Source organism: Myceligenerans cantabricum (genome assembly GCF_054777735.1).
This window is the reverse complement of record NZ_BAAHAJ010000004.1, coordinates 57,998-80,566: the sequence shown is the minus strand read 5'-3', so window position 1 is coordinate 80,566 and position 22,569 is coordinate 57,998. Positions and strand designations below refer to the sequence as shown.

The window sequence follows — 22,569 nt, the reverse complement described above, 5'->3', positions numbered from 1 at the left end:
CGGGCCCGGCCGTGCCGGGCGCGGAGCCCCGCAGCAGGTCGGCACCCTCGTACGGCGTACCGCTGGTCGCCGGTGGCCCGCGCCGGCAGCTCGTCGTCCTGGCCGGGCACCCGCGCTGCGGGCCGTGTGCCGCCGGTCACGGTCCGGTGACGATCCGGGGCTACCGACAACGAATCGGACATCTTCGCCGTCTCTTACATGAGAACCTCGCGCGCCCCGCCTCCGGCCGCAGGACACGGAGCAGGCGGCGTGCGACCACCACGTGACGGGCATCCGCGCCCAGATCGCGAACCCGCCGCACGGGAGGAACAGAGCGATGGACGACCGCCTGACACGCAAGATGACGATCGGCACCCTCGGCACGGTGGCCCTGGTCGCCACCCTGGTCTCGGCCAGCAGCAGCGAGGCCCGGGAGACGCGGGCGGAGGCGTCCGCCACGCCGTCGGGCAGCAGCACGGCGCAGGCGGACGCCACCCTGTCGGCCGCCGCCCTCGAGTCGGCGCTCAGGCAGGAGCTGGCCGCCGAGCGGCGCGCCGCCGCCGAGGCCAGGGCCGATGCGGCACGGGCTGCCGAGGAGGCGCAGGCGCGAGCGGAGGCGAAGGCAGAAGCACGGGCCCTGGCGCAGGCCGAGGCCAAGGCAGCGGCGAAGGCCGCGGCCGAGGCGGAGCGGCAGGCGCGCCTCGCCGAGATCACCCCGGGCGAGCAGGGCGAGCACGTGGCGCGGATGCAGGAGCGCCTGCAGCAGCTCGGCTACCAGGTCACCTCCGCGGACGGTGCGTACGGCGCCGAGACCTGGCAGGCGGTGGTCGCCCTCCAGAAGGTCGCCGGCCTGGGCCGCGACGGCGTGGTCGGACCCGCTACCAAGAAGGCCCTGAACGACGGCGTCGTCCCGGTCTCGCGGAACGGCGGCACCGGCATCGAGGTGGACCTCGGCCGGCAGGTGCTGCTCGTCGTCGAGAACGGCAAGGTGATCCGCACCTTCAACGCGTCCTCGGGCAACGGCGAGAGCTACGAGGCCCTCGGCGCGCAGTACGTGGCGCACACCCCGAGCGGCAGCTACTCCGTGTACCGGCAGGTGGACGGAGTCCGGGAGTCGTCCCTCGACCTGGGGAGCATGTACCGGCCCAAGTACTTCACCGGCGGCATCGCCGTGCACGGCTCGCCGTCGATCCCCGCCTACCCGGCCTCGCACGGCTGCATCCGGGTGTCCGACACGGCGATGAACTGGATCTGGTCCTGGGGTGCCCCCATCGGCACCCCGGTGCACGTGTACTGACACGGGGCGACACGGGGCGCGGCGGCCGGGCCGCCCCGCCCCGTGGCGTCGGCCTATCGGCGCGGCTCGGGGCGGTGGACGCCTCTCGGGCGGTAGCCGAGGTGGTCCGAGACGCCGGCGAGGTCGGCGAGGTACCAGACGATCGCCAGCCACATCTCGGTGCCCTGCAGGCCGGGGACGGACGAGTCGCCGCGGGCGGCGAAGCCCGTGCCCTGACCGGGGGTCCAGAGACGCAGGGCCTGGACCAGCAGCTCGCGGGCCTTCCCGGTGACCTCCTCCTGTCGGTGGGCGGCCCGGCGGGTGAGCCACAAGGGGTAGGCGACGTCGAGGAGGTTGCAGGCGTTCCAGCGGTCGGGGGAGAACCGGGACGGGTCGGCGAGGTGCCGCAGCACCGTGTCCACGACCCGCTCGGGGTGCGGCACGGGGACACCGAGCTGGCCGAAGGTGCCCCGCACGGCGCGGTACCAGCCGTTGACCGGCAGGAGCAGGTCGTCGTGATCGACCCGTCCCCACAGGCCGGTGCCCGGGTCGACGCGCGTGATCAGCCAGCCGAGCAGCGCCTCCTCGACCCCGGACGGGTTCCCGTGGCCGCCGAGGCGGTTCCAGGTCAGGGCCGTGCCGAGGGCGTCGACCTGTGCCCCGGCGCCCCAGGGGTCGTGCTGCCACGGGAGCGCGTCGAGCCAGTGCGTGACGTCCGTGGCCGTGTCGGCCGGGCGGAGGCCGACCGGCGCCGGGAAGGCGCTGCCGAGCAGGTCGAGCGCGTACCCGACGGAGAGCACGTGGTAGGCGGCGTCCCCGTCGTCGAGGGTCGGCGTGCCGCCGTCGGCGCCCAGCCCGGCGACGAGGCCCGAGCGCGGATCCTGCCAGGACCGCAGGCGGGCGGCCTGCTCGTCGGCCGGGATCTGCGTGGGCGGGCCGCCGAGCAGGAGGTCGGCGATCTCGATCGCGTCGCACTGCGCGCGGACCGTCGGCTCCGCCTCCGGCCGGTCGCCGAACAGGCCCGTCGCAGGGTCCCAGCACCGCTCCAGGAGGGCGCTCGCGTCTGTGCGGGCCCGGTCGGCGAACGCGGAGACCGTCGCCTCCAGACAGTCGGCCGCCGTCTCCGCGCCGTTACCCGACGTGCCCGGACGGCTCGTCGTGCCCGGACCGTCGCCGGCCGGCTCCGGCCGCAGCGCCGGGACCCGCCACTTGAGGACCCGCGCCGGGTTGCCGCCCACGATCGCCCCGGCCGGGACGTCCTTGGTCACCACCGCGCCGGCCGCGAGCACGGACCGGCTGCCGACGTCGACGCCGTCGAGCACGACGACGTGGGAGCCGACCCACACGTCGTCGCCGATCGTGACGCCCCGCGCGGTGAGCCCCTGCTGCGCGAACGGGACGTCCGGGTCGTCGATGACGTGGTTGAACGCGATGATCGACGTGTGGGCGCCGATACGGACCCAGTCGCCGATGCGGATGTCGCCGCGGACGACCGCGTAGGGGTTGATCGAGCAGTGGTCCCCGACGGTCACGTCGCCGCTGAGGTAGGCGCCGGCGGCGACGTAGCTGTCCTCGCCCAGGCGCAGGCTCTCGTTCTGGATCGCGGCCTTCGCCGAGACGAAGCAGTCCCGGCCCACGACGTAGCCGCGCTCCGTCCGGAGCCTCTCCTGGAGGCGGAGCTGCCGGTCGCGCTCAGTCTCGCTCGCGTCCGACCAGAACGTCCAGGGCGAGTAGTCGAAGTGGTCGGCGTCGTACGGCAGCGCGGGCAGGGCGGCACCGTCGGCGGCGGGTGCGGGACGCATCGGGCCTCCAGGTCGGGTTCTCACGGGGTCGCACCACGGCAGGGCGGAGACCACCGCGGGGCGGGCCACACCACAGTAGGTACGCGGGCTGGAAAGCGCTATACGCGCTCGCTCCTCGGTCGTGTCCGCCACGAGGTGCGCGGGGAGGCGTGCGGCCGCGGGCGCTAGGGTTGCGACTCGTGGTCGCCGATGCTCCTGGTCTTCTGCCGGCTCCCGTCTCCGTGCGGACCGGGAGCGGGACCGTCACGCTCGCCGACGGCGCACGCGTCGCCGCGGACCCGGGCCTCCGGCCGGCCGCCCGCTGGTGGCGCGGGGTGACGGAGGCGGCGTTCGGCGTCGACCTCGTGCCCGACGACGCTGCCGCGGCAGATCCCGACATCACCTTCGGCCACGCCCCGGACGTCCTCCCGGGCGGCTACCGCCTGCGCATCACGCCCGTCGCGGCGCAGGGCACGACGGGCGCACCGACCGGGCCCGCGCGCCGAGCGGCCGCGCACCCCCCGGGACGGGTGCGGGTCGAGGCATCCGACCTCGACGGCGCGCACGCCGCCGCCCAGACGCTGCGGCAGCTGGCCGGTCCCGCCGCGTTCCGCCGCGCACCGGTCCGCGGCGCCGCCGGAGCCCGCCCGCCGTCGTCGCGCACGGTCGGCCTTCCGGTCGGCACCGTCGAGGACCACCCCCGCTTCGCCTGGCGCGGGGTGCTGCTCGACGTCGCCCGGCACTTCCTGCCCCGCCAGGACGTGCTGCGGTTCGTCGACCTCGCGGCCCTGCACAAGCTCAACGTGCTCCAGCTCCATCTCACCGACGACCAGGGCTGGCGGTTCGAGGTGCGCCGCTACCCCGAGCTGACGCAGGCCGGCGCGTGGCGGGCGGAGTCGACGGTCGGGACGTGGCGGACCGGTACCGGCGACGGCACGCCGCACGGCGGCTTCTACACCCAGGACGACCTGCGCGAGATCGTCGCGTACGCGCGGGACCGCGGGGTCGCCGTCGTCCCCGAGATCGACGTGCCCGGGCACGTCGAGGCGGCGGCGGCCGCCTACCCGTTCCTCGGCACCCGCAAGCACCGCCGCGGCGTCCGTACCACCTGGGGCATCAGCGAGGACGTGCTCGACCCGTCCGACGAGTCGCTCTCCTTCTTCCGGCACGTGCTCGACGAGGTCGTGGAGGTGTTCGACGCCCCGTGGATCCACCTCGGCGGCGACGAGGTCCCGACCGGCCACTGGGCGGCGTCGCCCGCGATCCGGGCGCGCGCCGCCGCCCTCGGCCTCGTCGGGGACGACGGCGGTCCCGACGTGGCCCGCCTGCACGGCTGGTTCCTCGGCCGCCTGGCCGAGCACGCGCGCTCCCTGGGGCGGCGCGCGCTCGTCTGGGACGACGCCCTCGGCCCCGACCTGCCCGACGACGTCGCCGTGGTGGCCTGGCAGGCTCCTCGGCCGCACGTCGCCGGCGAGGCGGTGGCCGCCGGGCACGACGTCGTCGTCGCCCCCGAGCACGCGTTCTACCTGGACCACCGCGCGAGCGACGACCCCGGTGAGCCGGTCCCGGTCGGCTTCGTACGCACCGTCGAGGACGTCCTCGCCTACGACCCGGCGTCCGCGCTCTCCTCCCCGCCGCGCACGGAACCGTCAGCACCCGGCGCGGACGGGGCGGTGCCCGGGCCCGACGGCTCGCGAGCGAGGGCCGGTGCGGGTCCCGCGCCCGCCCCGGGGCGGCTGCTCGGCGGCCAGGCGCAGGTCTGGACCGAGCACCTGGACTCCGCACGCCGTGTGGACTACGCGGCGTTCCCGCGGCTCGCGGCGGCTGCCGAGGTGCTCTGGTCGCCGGCGGCGGACCGCGCGCCGGGGACGCCGTCGTCGGCGGAGTTCCTGGACCGGCTGGCCGCGCACCACCTGCCCCGGCTCGACGCCTACGGCGTCGAGTACCGCCCGCTCGACGGCCCGCGCCCGTGGCAGCGCCGCCCGGGCGTCGCCGGTCGTGCGCGCGACATCGGCGTGGAGGTTCCCGTGGCCAGGAGCCCGAGGAAAGACGGGGCGGCCGTGAGCCTGGTCCGCGGGGCGCGGCTGCCGCTGCCCGACGGCGGGCTGTCCGAGCCCGTGGACCTGCATCTCGCGGGCGGGCGCGTGGCGCTGGTGACCCAGGCCGGTGCGGGTCCCACGGCGGCCGGCGGGCGGGGCGCCGCGCCGGGCCCGGCCCTCGGCACGGCGCCGGGCACCGTGCTGGACGCCGGCGGGCGCGTCGCGCTGCCGGGACTGATCGACGCGCACTCGCACGCCGAAGGAGTGGTGTTCGACCCGGACGTGCAGCACGCCCTGCTGCGCCAGGGGGTCACGACGGTGGTGACCGGGCAGGACGGGGTGTCGTACGCGCCGGGTGACGGGGTGTGGCCGGCGGCGTACTTCGCGGCGATCCTCGGCGACCGCCCGGGAGACGGAGGCGGCCCGCCGGGGAACGGAGGCGACCGGCCAGGTTACCGTGGCCCTCGCGTGCGCGACCTCCTGGCCTGCTACGACGGGACTGTCCCGGTGAACGTCGCGTACCTCGCCCCGCACGGCACGATCCGCCACGAGGTGCTCGGAAGCAGCCCGAAGCGCGCCTCCAAGAAAGAGCTGGCGCTCATGTCGCGGCTGCTCCGCCAGGCGCTCGACGACGGCGCGTGCGGGCTCTCGACCGGACTCGAGTACGTGCCCGGCGGCTACGCGGACGAGCGGGAGCTGGTCACGCTGGCCGCCGTCGTCGCCAGGCGCGGGCTGCCGCACGTCAGCCACATGCGCGGGTACGAGGACAAGGCCGGGGACGCGTTCGCCGAGCTGGTGCGGATCGCGCGCGAGACCGGCGTCGCGACCCACGTGTCGCACTACCACGGGCCTGCCGCCGAGCTCGCCGGGTACGTCGACGAGGCCCGGTCCGGCGGGCTGGACATCACCTTCGACACCTACCCCTACCTGCGGGGATGCTCCATCCTCTCGATGGTCTCGCTGCCGTCCTGGCTCCCGCTCGCCGACCCGGACGCCACCGTCGCCGCACTGCGCGACCCGGCGGTGGCCGCCCGGCTGCGGCGCGAGCACTTCGCCGGGCTCGCCGACCTGTGGCCGCGCGTCACCTTCGCGTCCGTCCCGGCCCGCGGGGGCCGCAACCTGACGTGGGCGGAGGGCCGCACGCTGCCCGACGTCGCCACCCGGCTCGGGCTCGACCCCGGCGACGCCGTGATCGAGGTGCTCGTGGCGACCGGCCTGCGGGCCACGTGCGTCTTCGCGCAGCCGCCCACCAACTCCGCCGAGTCGGTCCGGGCGCTCGCGGGCCATCCCGCGCATCTGGGCGGGTCCGACGCGATCTACCTGGGCGGACGCCCGCACCCGCGGGGCTGGGGAGCGTTCGCGCGGATGCTGTCCGAGCGCGTCGGGTCGGGGGACTGGTCGTGGCACGACGCCGTGGAGCACCTCGCGGGGCGGGCGGCACGCCGCTTCGGCCTCTCCGGCCGGGGCGTGCTCGCCGCCGGGTCCGTGGCCGACGTCGTCCTGGTCGACCCGGGCACGGTCCGCGACCGCGCGACGTACGACCTGCCCCGCGTGGTCGCGTCCGGCATCGACGACGTCCTGGTGCGCGGTATCCCGGTCCTGGCCGACGGGGCCCTCACGGGTGCGACCCCGGGCGCTCCGCTCCGCCCGGACCGGTCCCGCCGGGCCGGCACCTCCGGCCTGTGACCCGCTGCCCGTGGTGCTGCCGAGCCGGCCGGGGGCGGCCAGGACGGACCCCCTCGGCGGCAGCGGTGTCCGCCGAGGCAGGGAGGGACGAGCGGGAGCGACCGCCCTGGCAGAAGCGGGGTGGCGGCGTCCGGCAGGATGTGTCCCGTGCGTATCGATGACTCCTCGCTGTCCTGGCCGCTGCTCACCGTCGACGAAGCGGCGCTCGACCACAACATCGCGTCCGTCGCGACGACGTTCTCGGACGCCGGCGTGGAGTTCGCGCCGCATGTGAAGACACACATGTCGACAGGGATCTACCGGCGCCAGGCGGCCGCCGGGACCTGGGGCGCGACGGTGGCCACGCCCAGCCAGCTCCGGGAGGTCGTCTGGTGGGGCAAGGTCGGCCTCCGGACCCGCGTGCTGCTGGCCAACGAGCTCACCGACCCGCGCGAGATCCGCTGGCTGCGCTCCGCGCTCGACGCGGGCGACGTCGAGGAGGCCTGGGTCTACGTCGATTCGCCCGAGGGCGTGGCGCTGCTGGACGCGGCGTTCGCCGAGGCGCTGTTTCCCGAGCGGCTGGGCGTGCTGGTGGAGGTCGGCGTGCCGGGGGGCCGCACCGGTGTGCGGTCGATCGGCCAGGTCGCCGCCCTCGCCCGTGAGGTGACCCGGACGGGGCTGCGGCTCGTCGGTGTCGCCGGCTACGAGGGCCCGGTGGCCGGCGGGACCAGCGACGGCGAGCTCGAGGCCGTGGCCCGCTGGTGCGCCGACCTGCGCGCGGCGGGCGCTCGCGTCGCCGGGCTCGTGGACGCCCAGGTGGTGCTCAGCGCGGGCGGGAGCGCGTTCGCCGACGTCGTGCTGCGCGAGCTGACCCGACCGCTGGTCGACCCGTCGGGCGCGTCGGTCGCGACGCGCGTGGTGCTGCGGTCCGGCGCGTACGTCGCGCACGACCACGGCCACTACCGGCGCACCGACCCGTGGAGCCGGCTGGGCAGGGCGCCGTTGCGCCCGGCGCTGACGGTGTGGGGGCAGGTGCTCTCGACGCCGGAGCCCGGGCTGGTCATCTGCGGCGTGGGGCGCCGCGACGCGTCGTCGGACATCGACCTGCCGACACCGCTCACGGTCCGGACGGTCGACGACGACGGGCGTCTCGGCGCGGCGCGCGAGCTCCCCGACGGCTGGGGCGAGGTGACCGCGCTCAACGACCAGCACGCCTTCGTGCGGGTCGGGCAGGCGGCGGCCGAGGCGATCCGCCCGGGGGACGTGGTCGGCTTCGGGATCTCGCACCCGTGCACCACCTTCCAGCTCTACCGCACGGCATACCTGGTGGACGGCGACGAGATCGTGGAGCCGCTCCGCCTCGCCTTCCACTGACGGGACCGGCTCGCGCCCGCACCCGGCGAGCGAGCGCACGGTGCGCTCCGGTGGTGCGGGCACCGTGGGAGCGGCGCCGGTCGGCGGCGTCGTCCAGGAACAGGAGGAACCTCATGAGCAAGCACGCGATCCGGACCGACCGGGCTCCGGCGCCCGCGCACACCTTTCACCAGGGCGTGCGGAAGGGGCCGTTCGTGCAGGTGAGCGGGCAGGGGCCCGTGGACCCGGTGTCGGGGGAGTACGTCTTCCCGGGCGACGTCGCCGCGCAGACGACCCGGACCCTGGAGAACGTGGCGGCGATCGTGGAGGCGTCGGGGGCGACGTTCGACGACGTCGTCATGCTGCGCGTTTACCTCACGTCGCGGGACGACTTCGCCGCGATGAACGAGGCGTACGGCGCGTTCGTGACGGAGCGCTGCCCGTCGGGCGTGCTGCCCGGCCGGACCACGGTGATGGTGGGGCTGCCGCGCGAGGAGATGCTGGTGGAGATCGACGCCCTGGCGATCACCGGCTGAGGGGTGTTCGGCCGCCGCCGGCCCCGGCGATCACCGCCGGAGGAGGGGACGGCGGTCCCTGCCGTAGAGCGCACTCCGACGGGTGGGAGCGCAGTCACGCGACCCAACGGGTGAAAAATCGGGTGAAACGGTCGGTCCGACCGTAAATTCTCGGTGACATGGCTGGACCCGCGCGCCCCCGAGGTCTTTAGTAGGGGGGCTAACATAAGCGCGGCGTGCGGGCCGGAGGAGGCGTCGCCGGTTCCGTCGCCGGGCTCGTCGAAGGGTCGTGCGGTCATGAGGAAGAAGAACGTCAGTGCCGCGCTCGCCGCGGCGTGCGCCACGTCTCTGGTCGTCGCCGGGTGCGGGGCGGAGCCGGAGGGCGAGGAGAGCGCTGCCCCCGCGGGGCCGACGACGGTCCGCGTGTGGCTGGCCGGGCAGGACACGCCCGAGGAGGCCGTCGAGTACCTGACGGAGGCCTTCGAGCGGGAGCATCCGGACGTCGAGCTCATCGTGGACCGCCAGTCGTGGACCGGCCTGACGGACGTGCTGACCGACCGCCTCAGCCGCGGCACCCGGGAGGTCGTGCCGGACGTCGTCGAGATGGGCAACACCCAGGCGGCGGCGTTCAACGCCAGCGGCCTGCTCGCGGAGATCACGCCGGAGCAGTACGCCGAGCTGGGCGGGGACGACCTGCTGCCCGGGTTCGTCGAGGCGGGCACCTACGACGACGCCTACTACGCGATGCCGTACTACGCCGGCTCGCGCGTGCTGTTCTACTCCGAGGAGATGCTCGGCGGCCGGCCCGTCCCCGAGACGCTCGACCAGCTCGTGGACACGGCTGTCGAGATGCGTACCCCGGAGTTCTCCGGCATGTGGCTACCGGGGCGCGACTGGTACAGCGCCCTCGGCTTCGTCTGGGCGAACGGCGGGTACGTCGCCCAGCAGCGCGACGACGGCTCGTGGGACGCGGGCTTCTCCACGCCCGGCGGGATCGAGGGGATGGCGCAGGTGCAGCGCCTCATGACGGCGGCGTCGAACGCCCCGATCGAGGCCGACGGCACGAACCTGCACGAGCCGTTCTGCGCGGGCGCCGCGGGCTTCGTCTCCGGCCCGACCTGGCTGCAGTGGGACATCAAGGCCCCGGAGGTGCCCGAGGAGGAGGGCGGGAACCCGGGCTGCGGGTCCACCCGCGGCAAGGACCTGAAGGCCGTCCCGCTGCCCGGGACCGAGCCGGGAAGAGCGGCCCCGGTCTTCGCGGGCGGGTCGAACATCGCGATGGCCGAGCGGTCCGAGCACCCCGAGCTCGCCTACGAGGCGATGCGGATCATGCTGGGGGACGAGTACCAGACGATCCTGGCCGAGGCCGGGCTGATCCCGGGGCGGAGCTCGCTGGCGGTCGCGGTCGACCAGTCGGACCCGATCGCCGCCGCGGGAGTGGTCGCGGCGCAGGAGGCGCGGGTGACCCCGGCCGCGCCGAAGTGGTCCGACATCGAGGCCTCCGGCATCATCCCGACCGCCTTCGAGAGGCTCGCCCGCGGCGGCGACCCCACGCAGGTGGCCAAGGACCTCGACTACCAGATCGAGTCGATGCTCAACTGGCTCTCCGCGGACGACGCGCGCGAGGAGGGCTCAGGGGCCGGCGACGGCGCCACGGCCACGGCCTCCAACGCCTCCGTCGGCACGGGTGGCGAGTGAGGCGCGCAGCGGCCCTCGGCGCCTGCCCCGGCCGCCCGGTGGTGCGGGTGAGGTTCAGTAACGGTCAGGTAACGGCCCCGCACGGTCATGGACAGCGGCACGTTAATCAGGTGTACTAACAAACATGCCGACGACGACACGTAGCAGCGGAAAGGTGGGTGAGCGCCTCCGCGCCACCTCCAAGGTGCTTCCCGAGCACGCACGCGCGCACAACCGTTCGCTCGTGCTCCAGCACCTGTTCCACGAGGGCCCGACGTCGCGCGCCGACCTCGCCCGCGCCACCTCCCTGACCCGCGTCACCATCTCCGACCTCGTCTCGGTGCTGATCGCCGAGGGCCTCGTCGAAGAGCTCGGCACCCGGCCCGGTCAGCGCGTCGGCAAGCCGGCGATCCTGGTCGGCCTGCGCGGCGACGCGTTCCAGATCGTCTCCCTCGACCTGACCGACGCCGCCCAGATCCGCGGCGCCGTGGTCAGCCTGACCGGTCAGGTCCTCGAACGCCGCACCGTCGACGTCGACGGCCGCACCGGCGACGAGCTCACCGACCTCGTCGCCCGCTTCGCCCGGCTGCTCGTCGCCGCGGCCTCCTGTCCCGTGCTCGGCGTCGGCGTCGGCTCGCCCGGCGTCATCGACGAGAACGGCCGCGTCATCGAGGCCCCGAACCGCGGCTGGTACGACCTGCCGCTCGCCGAGATCCTCACCGACCGGATCGGCCTGCCCGTCCAGGTCGCCAACGACGCCAACACGGCGGCGCTCGGTGAGTTCACCTACGGCGGCGCCGCCGCCGGCACCCTCGTGATGCTCGTGGGGCTCGGCGTCGGCGCCGGGATCCTCGTCGACGGCATCCGGGTGCACGGCCTGCACTTCGCCGCCGGCGAGCTCGGCCACACCACAGCCGTCGACGACGGCGAGCCGTGCGCCTGCGGCCGCCGCGGCTGCCTCGAGACCGTCCTGTCCACCCGCGCGCTGCGCCGCGCGGTCGAGGACAAGGACCCCAAGACCGCTGACGCCGACCTGGCGGAGGTCGGCAGGGTGCTCGGAACGACCCTCGCACCCGTCGTCAGCGCGCTGAACCTCGCCGAGGTCCTGCTGAGCGGTCCCGCGGACCTGCTCGACGGCCCCCTGCGAGAGGCAGCGCACGAGACCCTGCTGGAGCGGACGATGCCGGCGGTCAGCGCCGGACTGCAGCTCCGGATGGCGTCTCTCGGTCAGGACGTGGTGCTCCTCGGCGCCGCCGTCCTGGTCCTGTCCGCTCAGCTGGGGGTGTCGTGAGCACAGAGGTGTGGTCACGCAGGCGGCGGGGCACTTCACCCGCACCGGCATCACAGGAAAGCTCCGAGAGGAAAACTTCGTGAGGAAGAACCGTCTTGTCGCCATCACGGCGACAGCATCCATGACCATGGCGCTCGGCGCGTGCGCGGCCGGCGACGACGAGACCGCCGACGGCGGGCCGAGCACCGGCGAGGTCCGCGTCTGGCTCGTCGGGACCGACACGCCCGACGAGGCCCGCGACTACCTGGTCGAGACCTTCGAGGAGGAGAACGAGGGCTCCACGCTCGTCATCGAGGAGCAGTCCTGGGACGGGCTCGTCGACAAGTACACGACGGCGCTCGCGGGCTCCGACGCCCCGGACGTCGTCGAGATCGGCAACACGCAGGCCTCGGCCTTCACGTCCGCGTCGTACTTCAGCGAGCTGACCGACGAGGAGTTCGAGGAGCTCGGCGGCAGCGACCTGCTCCCCGGGTTCGTCGAGGCCGGCGACTGGGAGGGCGCCCACTACGCGGTGCCGTACTACGCCGGCTCGCGCGCGGTGTTCTACAGCCCCGAGCTGGTCGACGCCGAGGTCCCCGCCACGCTCGACGAGTACGTCGACACGGCGAAGGACGCTTACACGAAGGGCAAGTTCTCCGGCATGTGGTGGCCGGGCCAGGACTGGTACAACACCCTGCCCTTCATCTGGGAGAACGGCGGCTACGTCGCCGAGCAGGCCGAGGACGGCACCTGGGACGCGGGCTTCTCCAGCGAGGGTGGCCTCGCCGGCATGGAGCAGATCCAGGACCTGATGCTCAACGCGTCGAACGCCCCGGCGGACGGTCAGGAGACCGACCTGCAGGTGCCGTTCTGCGAGGGCAAGATCGGCTACCTCTCCGCGCCGACGTGGATCCAGTGGTCCATCAAGGCGCCCGAGGAGCCCGCGGAGGAGGACGGCGTCCCCGGCTGCGAGTCGACGTACGGCGCGGACCTCGAGGCCTTCGCCCTGCCGGGCAAGGACGGCGGCGCCGCCCAGGTGTTCGCCGGCGGCTCGAACGTCGCCATCGCGCAGAAGTCGGAGCAGCGTGACCTGGCCTACGAAGCGCTCAAGATCATGCTGAGCGACGAGTACCAGAGCATCATCGGCGGCACCGGCCTGATCCCGGCCAAGGTCTCCCTGGCGGGCGAGGTCCCGCAGGAGGACTCGATCGGCGCCGCGGGTGTCGAGGCGGCGGCGAGCTCCAGGCTCACGCCGGCCACGCCGAAGTGGGCCGACGTCGAGGCGCAGACCGTGCTGCAGACCCAGTTCACGCGTCTCGCCAACGGCGACGACGTGGAGCAGGTCGCCGCCGACCTCGACGCCGAGATCGAGGCCATCCTCAACGGCTGACGCCTCGGCGTCACCCCTCCCACGGTCCCCTGCCCGGCACCCCCGGAGCCGGGCAGGGGACCGTCACCTTGCCCCCCGACCCGCTCGTCATCGGAAGGCGGCCATGAGCTCCCTCGCCACCGAAACCCCGGCGCCACCGGCGCCCGCGGCGCCGCCGTCCCCGCGGCAGCGCCGCCGCTTCCCCACCGTGCCCTGGCTCCTGCTGTCCGCGTCGATAGTGATCCTCGGCGTCCTGACCGGCTACCCGGTCGTGCGGATGCTGATCATGTCCTTCCAGGAGTACGAGCGCGCCCAGGTCATGGGCGTGCCCGCCGAGTGGGTGGGCTTCGACAACTACGTCGCGATCCTCACCGACAGCACCTTCTGGGCGGTCCTGGGCCGCAGCATCCTCTTCATGATCGTCGCGGTCGTGCTGACCATGGTGATCGGCACTCTCGTCGCGCTGCTCATGATGCGCCTGAGCAAGGGGTTCCGGCTCCTGGTCGCCGTCGGCCTGCTGCTCGCCTGGGCGATGCCGCCGATCAGCTCGACGACCGTCTGGGGCTGGATCTTCGACACCGAGTACGGCCTCGTGAACAACCTGCTCACCCGGATCACGGGGGAGCGCTGGTTCGGCCACTCCTGGCTGCTCGACCCGCTCGGCTTCTTCACCATCCTGACCTTCATCATCGTCTGGGGTGCCATCCCGTTCGTCGCGTTCACGATGTACGCGGGGCTGTCCCAGATCCCGGGCGAGGTCCTCGAGGCCGCCCAGCTCGACGGTGCCAGCGCGTCCCAGCGCTTCCGGCTCGTCATGGTGCCGTACGTGCGGACCATCATCACCGTGCTCGTGGTGCTCTCGATGATCTGGGACCTCAAAGTCTTTCCGCAGGTCTACGCGCTCCAGGACATCGGCGGTGACCGCCAGAAGACCAACACGATCGGCGTCTACATCTACCAGATGGGCATGGGCCAGGGGCACTTCGGCACCGCCAGCGCCATCGCGTTCGTCTTCGTGGGGGTCATGCTCCTGCTGTCGATCTACTACGTGCGCCGCACCATCAAGGAGGAAGAGCTGTGAGCGGGGTCAAGCTGGCCGACCGGGGGCCGGCGGCCCCCGCGCGCAGGTCTGGAAGCGCTACCGTCACGGCGGCGGTACGCAGGTCGCCCGTCAGGCGCGTCAAGGACGCCGGGTGGGGGGCCGTCGCGCTCGCGGTCTTCGGCGTGTTCGTCTTCCCCGTCTACTGGATGCTGAACACGTCGTTCCTGCCGAACGACCGGATCCGGGGCGAGGAGATCTCCTTCTTCCCGACACCGGACGTCTTCACGCTGTCGAACTATCGCTCGGCGATGTTCAGCCAGGAGCGGGCGCCGTTCGAGCCTGCCGTGCTGAACTCGATCGGCACCACGTTCCTCACTCTTCTCGTGTGCCTCGTGGTGGGCTTCGTCGCGTCGATCGCGCTGACGCGCTTCACCTTCAAGGGGCGCCGGACGTTCCTCGTCCTGATCCTCGTGATCCAGATGATCCCGGGCGAGGCGATGATCATCTCCCTGTTCCGGATCATCGACGGCTGGGCGCTGATCAACACGATCATCGGCCTCTCGATGGTGTACGTGGCGGGCGTCCTGCCCTTCACCATCTGGACGCTGCGGGGCTTCGTCGCGGGCGTGCCGAAGGAGCTCGAGGAGGCCGCGATGATCGACGGCTGCTCGCCGGCGGGAGCCTTCTGGCGGGTCACGTTCCCGCTGCTCGCACCCGGGCTCGTCGCCACCGGCATCTTCGCCTTCATCAACGCGTGGAACGAGTTCGTCATGGCGCTGGTGATCATGCAGCGCCCCGACGCGATGACCCTGACACTCTGGCTGCGGACCTTCCTCATGGTCACGCAGGCCACGAACTGGGGCGCCGTCATGGCCGCCGCGGTCCTCGTGGCGATCCCGGCAGTGATCTTCTTCCTCCTCGTCCAGGGCCGGATGTCCGGTGGCCTGGTCGCCGGCGCGGTGAAAGGCTGATGAACACGAGCACCAACACGTCCGGGCCCACGCCGTACACCGTCGGCCTGGACATCGGCGGGACCAAGATCCTGGGCGCCCTCCTGGACCCGCAGGGCGGCCTGGTCGCCACCACGCGCCTGGCCACCGAGCTCGGGCCCGACGGCGTGGTGCGGTCCGCCACCCGTGCCGTGCGCGACGTCGTCGGCGCGGCCGGGCTCGACCTGACCGTGGTGGGTGGCGTCGGGCTCGGCATCCCGGGGATCGTGGACGCTGCGGCCGGCACCGTGAAGCACGCGGTCAACCTCGGGGTCGAGGGCGACGAGCTGCCGCTGGCCGGCCTGCTCTCCGTCGCGCTCGGCGGCATCCCCGTCGTCGTGGAGAACGATCTCAACGTCGCCGCCGTCGGTGCCGCACACGTGCTCGAGCGCGAGCGGTCCGGGCCGGACGGTGGTCGTGGTCCGGCGGGCGCCGGTCCGGGCGGCGGCACGACCGGCCACGAAGATCTTGCGTTCCTCGCGCTCGGCACCGGTGTCGCGTCCGGGCTCGTCATGGACGGCCACCTGCGCCGCGGGGTGAGCGGCGCCGCCGGGGAGATCGGGCACGTGCCGGTCGACCCGGCGGGTCCCGAGTGCTCCTGCGGGCAGCGCGGCTGCGTCGAGACGTTCGTGTCCGGCACCGCGCTGGCCGAGGCCTGGCCGGCACGGCACGGCAGGCCGGCACCGGTGGAGCTGTTCGAGGCCGCCGAGGCCGGGGACGCCGAGGCGATCCGGGTGCGCACGCGGTTCTCGGACGCCGTCGCGGCGGCGGTGCGGTTGCTCGTGCTCACCGTCGACGTGCGCTACGTGGTGCTCGGCGGCGGCGTGGCTCAGCTCGGGCAGCCGCTGCTCGACGTCGTGCGCGACTCCCTGCGGGAGCAGGCGAAGGCGTCGCCGTTCCTCGCGTCGCTGGGGCTGCCCGGACGTGTCACGCTGGCCCCGGCGGACGTGCCGGTCGCCGCCGTCGGTGCGGCGGTGCTGGGCCGGCGCGACGGCGAGACGACGGCCGAGGACCCCCGCGCGACGCAGCGGCCCGCGGCGGCGCCGTCGGACAGGATCACGGACCGGGCGCTGGCGGGCGCGAAGACGGAAGGACGCTGACATGGAGGTCGTGATCGCAGCGGCCGACGAGCTGGCACGGCTGGCCGCGGACGCGACCGAGGGTCTGCTGACCGAGCGGCCCCGGAGCGTCCTCGGGCTGGCCACCGGTTCCAGCCCGCTCAAGGTGTACGACGAGCTCGCCCGGCGGCACGAGGACGGGCTGTCCTTCGCGCGCGCCCGCGCCTTCATGCTCGACGAGTACGTCGGCCTGCCCGACGACCATCCCGAGCGGTACCGGAACGTCATCGAGAAGGAGATCGCCTCCCGCGTCGACTTCGCGCCGGGGGCGGTGCAGGGCCCGGACGGCGGCGCCGCCGACCTGGAGGCGGCCTGCGCGGACTACGAGGCCGCGATCGCGGCGGCCGGCGGGGTGGACCTGCAGCTCCTCGGCATCGGTACGGACGGGCACATCGCGTTCAACGAGCCGGGCTCGTCGCTGGCGTCGCGTACGCGGATCAAGACGCTGACGCGGCAGACCCGCGAGGACAACGCGCGCTTCTTCGGCGGGGCGGTCGACGACGTGCCGCGGCACTGCCTCACCCAGGGCCTGGCGACGATCATGTCGGCGAAGCACCTGGTCCTGCTCGCCACCGGCCGGGCGAAGGCGGAGGCGGTGCACCAGCTCGTGGAGGGGCCGGTCTCGGCCATGTGGCCGGCGACGATCATGCAGCTCCACCCGCACGCCACCGTCCTGGTGGACGACGCGGCCGCAAGCCGCCTCCAGCTTGCCGACTACTACCGCCAGACCTATGCGGAGAAGCCGGACTGGCAGGGCCTGTAGCGGCCTGCGGGCCAGATCCAGGAGGCGCGAGACGGCCGACCCGCCGGGAAGCGGTCGCCCGGCGCCTCCTGGGTCAGCTCGTCAGAGGGAGGGCCGTGGTGGGCAGGGCAGGGTCTCCCGCCGAGAGGCGGCGGGCCCCGCGCGGGAGCTCCGCCCGGGCGTTCGCGTGGGTCCTTACCGCGTTCTCGACGCCGTAGGCGCCCACCCAGCGGGAGTCCACCGCGCCCTCCACGACGAGCGGCGCGTGCAGCGGGCGGATGTCACGGGTCTCGGGGGTCCAGGCGTTGACCAGCTCGTCCGGCCCGGTCACCAGGACCTCCTCGGTGGCCCGGCCGTCCGGGCCGTACCGCCGGCCCGCCGCCTTGCGGCCCCCGCGCGACTCCTTGCCGGAGGACGCCTTCGCCACCGGCTCCAGTCTTCCGGCCGAGTTCTCGCGCGTGACGAGCTTGTAGACCATCCCGCAGGTCGGGGCCCCGGACCCGGTCACGAGCTGGGTGCCCACGCCGTAGGTGTCCACCGGCACGGCGGCGAGCGAGGCGATCGCGTACTCGTCGAGGTCCGAGGTGACCACGATCTTCGTGTCGCGCGCGCCCAGCTCGTCGAGCCGGGCGCGGACCTCGGTGGCGAGCCCTCCGAGGTCCCCGGAGTCGAGACGGACGGCGCCGAGGCCCGTCCCGGCGATCTCGACGGCGCGGTCGACGCCGCGCATCACGTCGTACGTGTCGACGAGCAACGTGGTGCCGGCGCCGAACGCCTCGACCTGCGCGCGGAACGCGGCCGGCTCGTCGTCGTGCAGGAGCGTGAACGCGTGCGCGGCGGTGCCGATGGTGCTCAGGCCGTAGCGCATGCCGGCCTCGAGGTTGGACGTGCCCGCGAACCCGGCGATGACGGCGGCCCGGGAGGCAGCGATCGCCGCCTGCTCGTGCGCGCGCCGCGAGCCCATCTCCAGCACGGGCCGGTCCACCGCCGCGCTGGTCATCCGCGAGGCGGCCGACGCGACCGCGGAGTCGTAGTTGAGGATCGACAGCACGAGCGTCTCGAGGAGCACCGCCTCCGCGAACGTGCCCTCGACCTGCATCACGGGTGAGCCGGGGAAGAACATCTCGCCCTCGGCATAGCCCTGGATGGTGCCCGTGAAGCGGTAGTCGGACAGGTAGTCGAGCGTGCGGGCGTCCACGACGCCCGCACGCTCGAGGTACGCCAGCTCGGCGTCGCCGAACCGGAAGTGCGGCAGCGCTTCCAGGACGCGACCGGTGCCGGCGAGCACGCCGTAGCGGCGCCCGGCGGGGAGGCGGCGGGTGAACACCTCGAACACGCAGTGCCGGTCGGCCGTGCCGTCGGCGAGCGCGGCCTGCAGCATCGTCAGCTCGTAGCGGTCGGTGAGCAGCGCGACCGACGGCCGCGCTGCCGGTCGTGGGGCCGCGGGCAGGTCTGTGGGGGTGGCGGGCGGCCGGTCCTGGTCCGGTGCGGGATCCGACGTCGTTGTCGGCGCGACGACTCTCAGGGCGGGCCAGTCGTTGAGCGGGGCGGCGATGCCCCGGGGCTCGCTGGTCATACGGTCAACGGTATGGCAGACGGACTGCGTGAGCAGGCCGAAAGCACAGAGTTTCCGCACTCGTCTCACGATCCGACCGGGTTGGATACATCACGTGGAGGTGCTCGTCACACCGTCCGGCCTCCGGAGAGGACCCGGCGCGGGTGGCGTCGCGGTCTCTCGCGGGGCACGTCACGGCGGTCGGCGAGCGACCGTCGCACCCACCCCGCGGGCGGTCCGGCCGACGCCGGGCGGGACCGCCCTCACCGCGCTCCCACGAACCACCGCCGGATCTTCGCCACCCGTTCCTCGAGCTGTGCCGCCGTGGCGAGCGGAACCTCGGGGCCGCCGCACTCGCGCCGCAGGCGCGTGTGGACGACGCCGTGCGGCTCGCCGGACCGCTTGGCCCACGCACCCACGAGCTTGGACAGCTCCTTGCGCAGCTCGCCCGCGCGACGGTGCTCGTGCTCCGCCTGCTCGGCGGCCCGCTCACGGTCCGTCGGCGCCTGCTCGGCGGCTCGCCCGCCGCGGGCCTTGACCTGGTCCGCCTGGCGCTGCCGCAGCAGCGTGGTGACCTGGTCGGGCTCCAGCAGGCCGGGCAGGCCGAGGAAGTCGAGCTCCTCGGCGGAGCCGACGTCGGCCCCGGTGCCGAACTCGCCGCCGTCGAACAGGACGCGGTCGAACGACGCCTGGGCGTCCAGCGCCTCGAAGGTGCCCTGCGTCAGGTCGCCCGACGCCTTCTCCTCACGGTTCGCCTCGGCGAGCAGCGCGGCCTCGGGGTCGTACTCGATCCCCTGCTCCTCCGCGGTGCTGGGCCGGTCCAGCGCGTGGTCGCGCTCCTCCTCGAGCCCGCCGGCCAGCGCCAGCAGCGGCGCGACGGAGGGCAGGAAGACGGACGCGGTCTCCCCGCGCGTCCGGGCGCGCACGAAGCGGCCCACGGCCTGGGCGAAGAACAGCGGGGTCGACGTCGACGTCGCGTACACGCCGACGGCGAGCCGGGGCACGTCCACGCCCTCGGACACCATGCGTACCGCGACCATCCAGCGGTCCTCCGACGCGGTGAACTCCTCGATACGGCCGGAGGCCCCGGCGTCGTCGGACAGCACCACCGTGGGGCGCTGCCCGGTGATCTCGTGCAGGTGCTTCGCGTAGGCGCGGGCGGTGTTCTGGTCGGTCGCGATGACCAGGCCGGCGGCGTCCGGGACGGCGCGCCGCACCTGGGTGAGGCGCTTGTCCGCGGCGCGCAGCACGGACGGGATCCACTGGCCCTCGGGGTCGAGGGCCGTGCGCCACGCCTGTGCGGTCATGTCCTTGGTCATGTCCTCGCCGAGGCGGGCGGAGACCTCGTCGCCGGCGCGGGTGCGCCACCGCATGTCGCCGGAGTACGTCATGAACAGCACGGGCCGCACGACGTGGTCGCGCAGGGCCTCGCCGTACCCGTACGTGTAGTCGGCGCGGGACCGGCGGATGCCGTCACGGTCCTCCTCGTACACGACGAACGGGATCGGCGACGTGTCGCTGCGGAACGGCGTACCGGTCAGCGCGAGCCGGCGGGTGGCCTCCTCGAACGCCTCGCGCACGGCGTCGCCCCAGCTCAGGGCGTCGCCGCCGTGGTGCACCTCGTCGAGGATCACCAGGGTGCGGGCGGCGTCGGTGCGCGCGCGGTGCAGGGCAGGGTTGGCGGCGACCTGCGCGTACGTGATCGCGACGCCGTCGTAGTGCGCGCCGTGGCGGCCCTGGGCGTTCGTGAAGCTGGGGTCGATGCTGATGCCGACCCGCGCGGCGGCGTCGGCCCACTGGTGCTTGAGGTGCTCGGTCGGCGCGACGACGGTCACGCGGCGCACCACCCCGGCCTCCAGCAGGTCCGTGGCGACACGCAGGGCGAAGGTCGTCTTGCCGGCGCCCGGGGTGGCGACGGCGAGGAAGTCGCGCGGGGCACGCTCGCGGTAGAGCTCCAGCGCCTCGGCCTGCCAGGCGCGCAGGTTCGACGCCGTCCCCCAGGGGGCCCGGCGCGGGAAGGCGGGACTCAGGTGCGATGCGGCCGCAGACGACGGTGTGCGCGGAAGCTGCGGCGTGTTCGTCACTTGCCGGAGCCACCTCCGCCGGGACCGCCCTTGCCGGAGTCGCCCTCGCCGTCCTGCGGCTCGCGCAGCCCCTGGTAGATCTCCTTGCACACCGGGCACACCGGGAACTTGGCGGGGTCGCGGCCCGGGACCCAGACCTTGCCGCACAGCGCGATCACGGGCCGGCCGGACATCGCCGACTTCATGATCTTGTCCTTGCGCACGTAGTGCGCGAAGCGTTCGTGGTCCCCGGGCTGGGTCTCCTCCTGGGTCTCCTCACGCTCGAGGACGCTGGTGGCACCGCTCGTGCGCGGGTCGTCGGGGGGATTGTCCAGGGGCTCGCTCATGGTCGGGATTCTACGTCGGGACACCGACACGCGTCCGACGCCCGCCGCGTGTCAGGCCGATCCGCGCGAGTGGACCCGCGACCTGCCGACGGACCGGCGCGAGGAGCGGACGCGCCGATGTCGCGGCAGGTCGGGACGTCGGATCACAGGTAGTTTCCCGCGACGGGCGCGGGCTTCCAGCGGCCCGAGGTCGCGATGTCCAGCACCCGGTCCGTGGTGAGCCCGTCGGAGCCGTGCTCCAGCAGGGAACGGCGCGCCACCTCGCGCAGGTCGGCGCCCGTGGCCCCGTCGAGGAACGAGGCCACCAGGCCGACGTCGACCCCGGCGTCCGCGGGCAGGTAGAGGCGCAGGATCGCCTCACGCCCGGTGGCGTCCGGCGGCGGGACCTCCAGGATCGTGTCGAACCTGCCGGGACGCCTGACCGCCGGGTCCAGCGCGGCGGGGTCGTTCGTGGTGGCCACGGTCAGGACGTCGTCGGTGGTGCGTGCGCCGTCGAGAGCGTCCAGGAACTCGCCGAAGCTCGTGGTGCCACGGCTGTCCTTGCCGCCCACGGAGTCGATCTCCTCGAGCACCACGAGGCACGGCCCGAGCGTGCGGACCTCCTCGTACAGCTCGGTCATCCACGTGCGCAGCACGTCGGCCGTGACCAGCACGACGGTGACGGTCCCGGCGAGCTCGGTGGCCAGCACCCGCGCCAGCTTCGTCTTGCCGACACCGGGCGGCCCGGCCAGCAGGAGGCCGCGCGACGTCGAGTGCCCGAGGGCGCGCAGCGTGTCACGGCGGGTGGTGACCCCGGCGCAGAACAGGTCCGTCTCGCGCCACACGGTGTCCGGGAGGATGAGGTCGGAGCGCTCCTGCCGCGTCGGGGTGACCGGCTTCACCATGAGCCTGCCTGGTGCGGAGGCCTGGAGCGTGCGGCCGCGGTAGGGGTGGTCGGCGCAGAGGTCGGCCGACAGCGCGTCGAGCGAGCGCTCCGCCACCTCGCGGTGCCCGGGCAGCGCGTGCGCGGTGAGGAACGGGTCGCCGAACTGGTAGCCGGTCTCGATCGCCACCGGTTCCGCGTCGCGGGTCCCCGCGGGGAACAGTACGGTCGCCGCCGTCGGGACGGTCACCCCCGTGCCCGAGCCGAGGTCGAGCCGGGACATCTGCGGGGCGCGGCGGTCCGGGCCCCGCTGGGTGACGTCCTCGGCGTGCTCGGTGATCCAGCGACCCAGCACGAACCCGTACAGCAGGTGCAGGACGGGGGAGACGGGGCGGGAGACGGTCTCCAGCGTGGACTCGTTGACGTTCCAGGTGCGCGCGAGCCATTCCGAGGCGGAGCGCGGCTCGGCCTTCTTCTCCGGGATCGGGTGGCCCAGCAGGGCGGCGATCCCCGTGACCGCCGCGCGGGCGGCGTCGTCGTACTGGCCCAGGTCGGGCCAGGCGGAGGCGGTCGGCTCGGTGTCGCCGGGATTTTCTCTCAGGGGGTTCCTCTCGTCGCGTGAAGTCACCGGGAATGTCTACCAGTCGGGGGTGGTGACGTGAAGCCAGATCCGCCTGCGGGGCAGCGGACGTGGCGGGGCAGGGCCTCGACGTGCGTCCGGCGTCAGCGTCCGCGGCGAGGGGAGTGATCATGTGCACGGCTGCGAAAGTGGCTGCGAAAGCGGCTGCGGGAGCTGGGACGACTTCTTCCCGCAGTGCGTCCACGACACGGAGCACGGGGGAGAGCTCCCCGGTGGGGACACCACCCCGAACCGGGCCGTACGGCAATGATCCAGGAACCAGGGACCCTGATGGTGAGCCTTTCGCG

The 22,569-nt window shown here is 73.9% G+C and carries 16 protein-coding genes; 11 read left to right on the top strand and 5 right to left on the bottom strand.

Going from position 1 to position 22,569, the window contains the following annotated elements:
- The first annotated feature begins 316 nt into the window (after positions 1 to 316).
- Positions 317 to 1,276 (top strand): L,D-transpeptidase family protein, encoded by a 960-nt coding sequence (locus tag ACYU96_RS02675; RefSeq protein WP_460748842.1) that lies wholly within the window; start codon positions 317 to 319, stop codon positions 1,274 to 1,276.
- A 53-nt stretch (positions 1,277 to 1,329) separates the two neighbouring features.
- Here ACYU96_RS02675 and ACYU96_RS02670 read toward each other — a convergent pair whose 3' ends face one another.
- Complete coding sequence (locus ACYU96_RS02670) at positions 1,330 to 3,057, bottom strand: acyltransferase (RefSeq protein WP_460748840.1); 1,728 nt, start codon at positions 3,055 to 3,057, stop codon at positions 1,330 to 1,332.
- Between the two features lie 179 nt (positions 3,058 to 3,236).
- On the opposite strand from ACYU96_RS02670, the gene ACYU96_RS02665 reads away from it, so the two are divergent.
- From ACYU96_RS02665 to nagB, 10 genes are all read left to right on the top strand, one after another.
- A complete protein-coding gene (locus tag ACYU96_RS02665) occupies positions 3,237 to 6,761 on the top strand; it encodes a family 20 glycosylhydrolase (RefSeq protein WP_460748838.1) in 3,525 nt (1,174 codons plus the stop codon).
- Positions 6,762 to 6,908: 147 nt separating this feature from the next.
- Entirely contained in the window at positions 6,909 to 8,114 is a 1,206-nt protein-coding gene (locus tag ACYU96_RS02660) for an alanine racemase (protein WP_460748836.1), read from the top strand.
- A 113-nt stretch (positions 8,115 to 8,227) separates the two neighbouring features.
- Complete coding sequence (locus ACYU96_RS02655) at positions 8,228 to 8,629, top strand: RidA family protein (RefSeq protein ID WP_460748834.1); 402 nt, start codon at positions 8,228 to 8,230, stop codon at positions 8,627 to 8,629.
- A 276-nt stretch (positions 8,630 to 8,905) separates the two neighbouring features.
- Positions 8,906 to 10,306, top strand: a complete 1,401-nt coding sequence (locus tag ACYU96_RS02650) for an extracellular solute-binding protein (protein WP_460748832.1) — start codon at positions 8,906 to 8,908, stop codon at positions 10,304 to 10,306.
- Between the two features lie 124 nt (positions 10,307 to 10,430).
- Entirely contained in the window at positions 10,431 to 11,576 is a 1,146-nt protein-coding gene (locus tag ACYU96_RS02645; RefSeq protein WP_460748831.1) for an ROK family transcriptional regulator, read from the top strand.
- Between the two features lie 79 nt (positions 11,577 to 11,655).
- A complete protein-coding gene (locus ACYU96_RS02640) occupies positions 11,656 to 12,945 on the top strand; it encodes an extracellular solute-binding protein (protein WP_460748829.1) in 1,290 nt (429 codons plus the stop codon).
- A 103-nt stretch (positions 12,946 to 13,048) separates the two neighbouring features.
- Positions 13,049 to 14,005, top strand: a complete 957-nt coding sequence (locus tag ACYU96_RS02635) for a carbohydrate ABC transporter permease (RefSeq protein WP_460748827.1) — start codon at positions 13,049 to 13,051, stop codon at positions 14,003 to 14,005.
- Positions 14,002 to 14,937 (top strand): carbohydrate ABC transporter permease, encoded by a 936-nt coding sequence (locus ACYU96_RS02630; RefSeq protein ID WP_460748825.1) that lies wholly within the window; start codon positions 14,002 to 14,004, stop codon positions 14,935 to 14,937. The genes ACYU96_RS02635 and ACYU96_RS02630 overlap by 4 nt, the downstream gene beginning before the upstream one ends.
- On the top strand, positions 14,937 to 16,055 hold the full coding sequence (locus tag ACYU96_RS02625; RefSeq protein WP_460748824.1) for an ROK family protein: 1,119 nt from the start codon (positions 14,937 to 14,939) through the stop codon (positions 16,053 to 16,055). The genes ACYU96_RS02630 and ACYU96_RS02625 overlap by 1 nt, the downstream gene beginning before the upstream one ends.
- A gap of 1 nt (position 16,056) precedes the next feature.
- Positions 16,057 to 16,836, top strand: a complete 780-nt coding sequence (gene nagB, locus ACYU96_RS02620) for a glucosamine-6-phosphate deaminase (RefSeq protein ID WP_460748822.1) — start codon at positions 16,057 to 16,059, stop codon at positions 16,834 to 16,836.
- A 73-nt stretch (positions 16,837 to 16,909) separates the two neighbouring features.
- Here the strand turns inward: nagB and ACYU96_RS02615 are convergent, their stop codons facing one another.
- From ACYU96_RS02615 to ACYU96_RS02600, 4 genes are all read right to left on the bottom strand, one after another.
- Positions 16,910 to 18,391 (bottom strand): nicotinate phosphoribosyltransferase, encoded by a 1,482-nt coding sequence (locus ACYU96_RS02615; RefSeq protein ID WP_460748821.1) that lies wholly within the window; start codon positions 18,389 to 18,391, stop codon positions 16,910 to 16,912.
- A gap of 242 nt (positions 18,392 to 18,633) precedes the next feature.
- The gene (locus ACYU96_RS02610; RefSeq protein ID WP_460748819.1) at positions 18,634 to 20,454 is read right to left on the bottom strand and encodes a DEAD/DEAH box helicase; all 1,821 of its coding nucleotides are present in this window, start codon (positions 20,452 to 20,454) and stop codon (positions 18,634 to 18,636) included.
- Positions 20,451 to 20,780, bottom strand: coding sequence for a DUF3039 domain-containing protein (locus ACYU96_RS02605; RefSeq protein ID WP_460748818.1), 330 nt, complete (start codon positions 20,778 to 20,780; stop codon positions 20,451 to 20,453). The genes ACYU96_RS02610 and ACYU96_RS02605 overlap by 4 nt, the downstream gene beginning before the upstream one ends.
- Before the next feature lie 143 nt (positions 20,781 to 20,923).
- On the bottom strand, positions 20,924 to 22,270 hold the full coding sequence (locus ACYU96_RS02600; protein ID WP_460748816.1) for an AAA family ATPase: 1,347 nt from the start codon (positions 22,268 to 22,270) through the stop codon (positions 20,924 to 20,926).
- Positions 22,271 to 22,569 lie beyond the last annotated feature (299 nt).

Bases quoted from the DNA above. Each gene is read 5' to 3' on its own strand.
- ACYU96_RS02675 (WP_460748842.1), top strand. From the start codon at position 317: ATGGACGACCGCCTGACACGCAAGATGACGATCGGCACCCTCGGCACG.
- ACYU96_RS02670 (WP_460748840.1), bottom strand. From the start codon at position 3,057: ATGCGTCCCGCACCCGCCGCCGACGGTGCCGCCCTGCCCGCGCTGCCG.
- ACYU96_RS02655 (WP_460748834.1), top strand. From the start codon at position 8,228: ATGAGCAAGCACGCGATCCGGACCGACCGGGCTCCGGCGCCCGCGCAC.
- ACYU96_RS02650 (WP_460748832.1), top strand. From the start codon at position 8,906: ATGAGGAAGAAGAACGTCAGTGCCGCGCTCGCCGCGGCGTGCGCCACG.
- ACYU96_RS02645 (WP_460748831.1), top strand. From the start codon at position 10,431: ATGCCGACGACGACACGTAGCAGCGGAAAGGTGGGTGAGCGCCTCCGC.
- ACYU96_RS02635 (WP_460748827.1), top strand. From the start codon at position 13,049: ATGAGCTCCCTCGCCACCGAAACCCCGGCGCCACCGGCGCCCGCGGCG.
- ACYU96_RS02625 (WP_460748824.1), top strand. From the start codon at position 14,937: ATGAACACGAGCACCAACACGTCCGGGCCCACGCCGTACACCGTCGGC.
- nagB (WP_460748822.1), top strand. From the start codon at position 16,057: ATGGAGGTCGTGATCGCAGCGGCCGACGAGCTGGCACGGCTGGCCGCG.
- ACYU96_RS02615 (WP_460748821.1), bottom strand. From the start codon at position 18,391: ATGACCAGCGAGCCCCGGGGCATCGCCGCCCCGCTCAACGACTGGCCC.
- ACYU96_RS02605 (WP_460748818.1), bottom strand. From the start codon at position 20,780: ATGAGCGAGCCCCTGGACAATCCCCCCGACGACCCGCGCACGAGCGGT.